The sequence below is a fragment of the Niabella beijingensis genome (genome assembly GCF_020034665.1).
GTDB classification, from domain to species: domain Bacteria; phylum Bacteroidota; class Bacteroidia; order Chitinophagales; family Chitinophagaceae; genus Niabella; species Niabella beijingensis.
The window spans coordinates 1-5765 of sequence record NZ_JAIQDI010000003.1; the positions used below are offsets into that span (position 1 = coordinate 1).

General features: G+C 47.1%; 2 tRNA genes and 3 rRNA genes. All 5 read left to right on the top strand.

Annotation, left to right across the window (positions count from 1 at the left end):
- The first annotated feature begins 288 nt into the window (after positions 1-288).
- The 5 genes from K7B07_RS27530 (at position 289) to rrf (ending at position 5709) form a co-directional block, all read left to right on the top strand.
- Positions 289-1815 (top strand): 16S ribosomal RNA (locus tag K7B07_RS27530).
- A 129-nt stretch (positions 1816-1944) separates the two neighbouring features.
- Positions 1945-2019 (top strand) — tRNA-Ile (locus K7B07_RS27535).
- 87 nt (positions 2020-2106) lie between these two features.
- Positions 2107-2180: transfer RNA gene (locus K7B07_RS27540), tRNA-Ala, on the top strand.
- A 489-nt stretch (positions 2181-2669) separates the two neighbouring features.
- Positions 2670-5467, top strand: a 23S ribosomal RNA gene (locus K7B07_RS27545).
- 130 nt (positions 5468-5597) lie between these two features.
- Positions 5598-5709 (top strand): 5S ribosomal RNA (gene rrf / locus K7B07_RS27550).
- The 16S, 23S and 5S rRNA genes sit together here with 2 tRNA genes alongside, the layout of an rRNA operon.
- The last annotated feature ends 56 nt before the right edge of the window (positions 5710-5765 follow it).

The window sequence follows — 5765 nt, forward strand, 5'->3', positions numbered from 1 at the left end:
GTAGGGGTTGAGAGTTTGGGAAGTTAGTTCTTTAAGGTAAAAATGGTACAGGCGGTTGGCGCCAGGTTTGGTGGTTCGATTCCACGGTATTATCGAAAGTGGCGGAGGGGAGTTGATTCTTCAAGAAGCTGCAAGATCTTTGAAAGTATGGAAACAATAGCACAATCTACATTCCGGTGAGAGCCGGAAGGAACGAAAGGTAAGTCAAAAAGCAAATAACATTTAGATTTTTGACACGTTAAATTTTCTCTTGAGAAATTTTAAATAGTCAGTAAATCAAACTCATTTACAACGGAGAGTTTGATCCTGGCTCAGGATGAACGCTAGCGGCAGGCTTAATACATGCAAGTCGAGGGGCAGCGCGGACTTCGGTCTGGCGGCGACCGGCAAACGGGTGAGGAACACGTACACAACCTTCCTTTAAGTGGAGGATAGCCCAGGGAAACTTGGATTAATACTTCGTAAGATGTTGGAGAGGCATCTCTTTGATATTATAGTGGCAACACGCTTAAAGACGGGTGTGCGTATGATTAGGTAGTTGGTGTGGTAAAGGCGCACCAAGCCTACGATCATTAACTGGTGTGAGAGCACGACCAGTCACACGGGCACTGAGACACGGGCCCGACTCCTACGGGAGGCAGCAGTAAGGAATATTGGTCAATGGAGGGAACTCTGAACCAGCCATGCCGCGTGGAGGATGAAGGTCCTCTGGATTGTAAACTTCTTTTATCTGGGACGAAAAAAGGGAATTCTTTCTCGACTGACGGTACCAGATGAATAAGCACCGGCTAACTCCGTGCCAGCAGCCGCGGTAATACGGAGGGTGCAAGCGTTATCCGGATTTACTGGGTTTAAAGGGAGCGTAGGTGGGTTGGTAAGTCAGTGGTGAAATCTCCGAGCTTAACTTGGAAACTGCCGTTGATACTATCGATCTTGAATACTGTGGAGGTTAGCGGAATATGTCATGTAGCGGTGAAATGCATAGATATGACATAGAACACCAATTGCGAAGGCAGCTGGCTACACAAGCATTGACACTGAGGCTCGAAAGCGTGGGGATCAAACAGGATTAGATACCCTGGTAGTCCACGCCCTAAACGATGGATACTCGACATTTGTGATACACAATAAGTGTCTGAGCGAAAGCATTAAGTATCCCACCTGGGAAGTACGATCGCAAGATTGAAACTCAAAGGAATTGGCGGGGGTCCGCACAAGCGGTGGAGCATGTGGTTTAATTCGATGATACGCGAGGAACCTTACCTGGGCTAGAATGCAATTTGATCGTGGGTGAAAGTCCATTTTGTAGCAATACACAGATTGTAAGGTGCTGCATGGCTGTCGTCAGCTCGTGCCGTGAGGTGTTGGGTTAAGTCCCGCAACGAGCGCAACCCCCATCACTAGTTGCCATCAGGTAACGCTGGGAACTCTAGTGAAACTGCCGTCGTAAGACGCGAGGAAGGAGGGGATGATGTCAAGTCATCATGGCCTTTATGCCCAGGGCTACACACGTGCTACAATGGGGCGTACAAAGGGTTGCAACATAGTGATATGAAGCCAATCCCAAAAAACGCCTCTCAGTTCAGATCGCAGTCTGCAACTCGACTGCGTGAAGCTGGAATCGCTAGTAATCGTATATCAGCAATGATACGGTGAATACGTTCCCGGACCTTGCACACACCGCCCGTCAAGCCATGAAAGCCGGGTGTACCTGAAGTCGGTAACCGCAAGGAGCTGCCTAGGGTAAAACTGGTAATTGGGGCTAAGTCGTAACAAGGTAGCCGTATCGGAAGGTGCGGCTGGAATACCTCCTTTTTAGAGCAAGCACTTACTGGTGCTGTTGTTTCCTACTTTTAAATTTATTAAGTTCTTTAAAATTATATTAAGCCCGAGAGTTTACGGAGGCTAAATTCTCAAAGCCCCTTTGGGGTTTGGGGGCCTTATAGATCCGTAGCTCAGCCTGGTTAGAGCACTACACTGATAATGTAGGGGTCACCAGTTCAAATCTGGTCGGGTCTACTTGGTGAGGGTGGAAGTTGAAAAGTATAAAGGTTAATAAGGAGTTCCTTTTCAACCGGTCAGCTTGTTAACCTGTCAGCAAAGAATGGGGGGTTAGCTCAGTTGGCTAGAGCATCTGCCTTGCACGCAGAGGGTCATCGGTTCGACTCCGATATCCTCCACAAATGGAAAGAGGTCAAGTGATAGAGATAATCGGTTCGTCCCGATAGCTATCGGGACCGATATCCTCCACAAATGGGATTTTGAATTTAGATTTTAGGATTTTGAATTTAGATTTTAGAATTTAGGATTTAGAGTTTAAGATTTCACAATTAGTTCTTTTAAGATGAGATAAAGCCTGAGAGGCTGCGATGGTTCGAAACCATTTTATCTTCAAAAGTCATGAGAGTTTGAGGTATACGTTTTTAAATTGTATCATTTTCAGATTTTCAAATTGACCAAGTTCTTTGACATATTGGAAAAATAGAAACTGTTAGGAGAGTACCTAACAGCCCGATGAAAGTCGGGTTCGATCACAATTTTGTAACATCACACTATAATGTATTTTATGGTTGGTCTGAAGAAATGTGGTCGGGTAACAATCTACAATAAACCTAAAAAAGAAGTCCAAGCGAGAGCTTGGCCTCATATTAATTAAGTTTAACAACTTTTTTAAAGCAATTAAGGGCGTATGGTGGATGCCTTGGGTCTGAGAGGCGACGAAGGACGTGGTAAGCTGCGATAAGCTTGGGGGAGCTGCACACAAGCAATATATCCCGAGATTTCCGAATGGGACAACCCGCTATGTTGAAGACATAGCACTCGAAAGAGAGCCAACCCGGAGAACTGAAACATCTAAGTACCCGGAGGAAAAGAAAATAAGACAATGATTCCCTAAGTAGTGGCGAGCGAACAGGGAAGAGCCTAAACCAACTTCGCGTGCGGAGTTGGGGTTGTAGGACTACTTTTAGAAAGCGTTATCAAGCAGAATTTTTTGGAAAATTAAGCCATAGAGGGTGAAAGCCCCGTAAGCGGAAATTAACGTGGACGTGTAGTATCCTGAGTAGGGCGGGACCGGAGGAATCCTGCTTGAATCTGCCAGCACCATCTGGTAAGGCTAAATACTCCTCAGACACCGATAGTGAACCAGTACCGTAAGGGAAAGGTGAAAAGCACCCTGAATAAGGGAGTGAAATAGTACCTGAAACCGTACGCCTACAAGCGGTCGGAGCATAGTAATATGTGACGGCGTGCCTTTTGCATAATGAGCCTACGAGTTACTCCTCACTGGCGAGGTTAAGTTTTTGAAAACGGAGCCGTAGCGAAAGCGAGTCCGAACAGGGCGCTTAGTCAGTGGGGGTAGACGCGAAACTTTGTGATCTATCCATGGGCAGGTTGAAGGTGTGGTAACACACACTGGAGGACCGAACCCGTTGACGTTGAAAAGTCTTGGGATGACCTGTGGATAGGGGTGAAAGGCCAATCAAACTGAGAGATAGCTCGTTCTCCCCGAAATGTTTTTAGGAACAGCCTCGGATAATAGAAGTGTACTAGAGGTAGAGCTACTGATTGGGCTAGGGGGCTTCACCGCCTACCAAACCCTGACAAACTCCGAATGCTAGTACATATCTCCGGGAGTGAGGCTGTGGGCGCTAAGGTCCATGGCCGAGAGGGAAATAACCCAGAATAGCAGCTAAGGTCCCCAATACATGGTTAAGTTAGACAAACGATGTGAAATTTCTATAACAGCCAGGATGTTTGCTTGGAAGCAGCAATTCATTTAAAGAGTGCGTAACAGCTCACTGGTCGAGAGATTCTGCGCGGAAAATAATCGGGTATTAAACCATGAACCGAAGCTCTATGATTGCCACTAGGTGGTACATCGGTAGGGGAGCATTGAAACGGCGTTGAAGGTGTGTGGCGACGCATGCTGGAGCGGTTTCAAAAGAAAATGTAGGCATAAGTAACGATAAATAAGGTGAAAAACCTTATCGCCGAAAGTCTAAGGGTTCCTGATCAACGTTAATCGGATCAGGGTTAGCCCGGTCCTTAGTCAAACCCGAAAGGGGTAGACGATGGAAAGCAGGTTAATATTCCTGCGCCTGCTATGCAATAAAAGTGACGGAGAATGCTAGCCACCTAGTCTGACGGATTAGACGAGTGGAACCTTCGGGTGAAGCGCAGTGGTGAAAGTTCTTCCAAGAAAAGCGAGTATAGCAGCCGGTACCGCAAACCGACACAGGTAGACGGGATGAGTATTCTAAGGCGCTCGGGTGAGCCGTGGAGAAGGAACTAGGCAAATTGACGCTGTAACTTCGGGATAAAGCGTACCACAGCGATGTGGTCTCAGTAAAATGGTTCAACCAACTGTTTAACAAAAACATAGGGCCCTGCAAAATCGAAAGATGACGTATAGAGCCTGATACCTGCCCGGTGCTGGAAGGTTAAGGAAGGATGTTCGGAGTAATCCAAAGCTTCTGACTGAAGCCCCAGTAAACGGCGGCCGTAACTATAACGGTCCTAAGGTAGCGAAATTCCTTGTCGGGTAAGTTCCGACCTGCACGAATGGTCTAATGAGTTGAACGCTGTCTCCTCCACGAGCCCGGTGAAATTGTAGTATCGGTGAAGATGCCGGTTACCCGCCACGGGACGGAAAGACCCCGTGAACCTTCACTACAACTTTGCATTGATTTTGAATTACGGATGTGTAGTATAGTTGGGACGCTATGAAGCCTTGCCGCCAGGTAGGGTGGAGCGGTCGTTGAAATACCAACCTTCTTTGATTTAGAATCTAATGACGCGAGTCACACAGTGCATGGTGGGTAGTTTGACTGGGGTGGTCGCCTCCTAAAGAGTAACGGAGGCTTGCAAAGGTTCCCTCAGTACGGTTGGTAATCGTACGCAGAGCGCATTAGTATAAGGGAGCTTGACTGTGAGGCAAACAGGCCGAGCAGGGACGAAAGTCGGCTAAAGTGATCCGGCGGTTCTGTATGGAAGGGCCGTCGCTCAAAGGATAAAAGGTACTCCGGGGATAACAGGCTGATCTCCCCCAAGAGCTCATATCGACGGGGAGGTTTGGCACCTCGATGTCGGTTCGTCACATCCTGGGGCTGGAGAAGGTCCCAAGGGTTCGGCTGTTCGCCGATTAAAGTGGCACGTGAACTGGGTTCAGAACGTCGCAAGACAGTTCGGTCCCTATCTGTGGTGGGCGTTAGTAAATTGCGAGGACATGACCTTAGTACGAGAGGACCGGGTCGTACGTGCCGCTGGTGTATCTGTTGTGCCGCCAGGTGCAGTGCAGAGTAGCTAAGCACGGACAGGATAAACGCTGAAAGCATCTAAGCGTGAAACCTGCCTCAAGATGAGTTTACTTTTAAGGGCCGTCAGAGACTATGACGTTGATAGGCTACAGGTGTAAAGGTGGTAACATCAAAGCCGAGTAGTACTAATTGCCCGTAAGCTTTAATTTTTTTTTAGATCTCTTCTGACAGTTTTTTCCAATATGTTATATTATTTTTAGTTAATAAGTTTAAAAGTTAATAAGTTAAAAGGGGGGGTCTTCCCTGTCAACTTATCAACCTGTTAACTAATAATCTTTTTATGGTGGTTATTCCAAGGGTGTTCACCTCTTCCCATACCGAACAGAGAAGTTAAGCCCCTTATGGCCGATGGTACTGCACCACAATGCGGGAGAGTAGGTAGCTGCCATTCTTATTGAAGCGCCTCACAGAAATGTGAGGCTTTTTTTTGTCTGTATGCCTCATGGA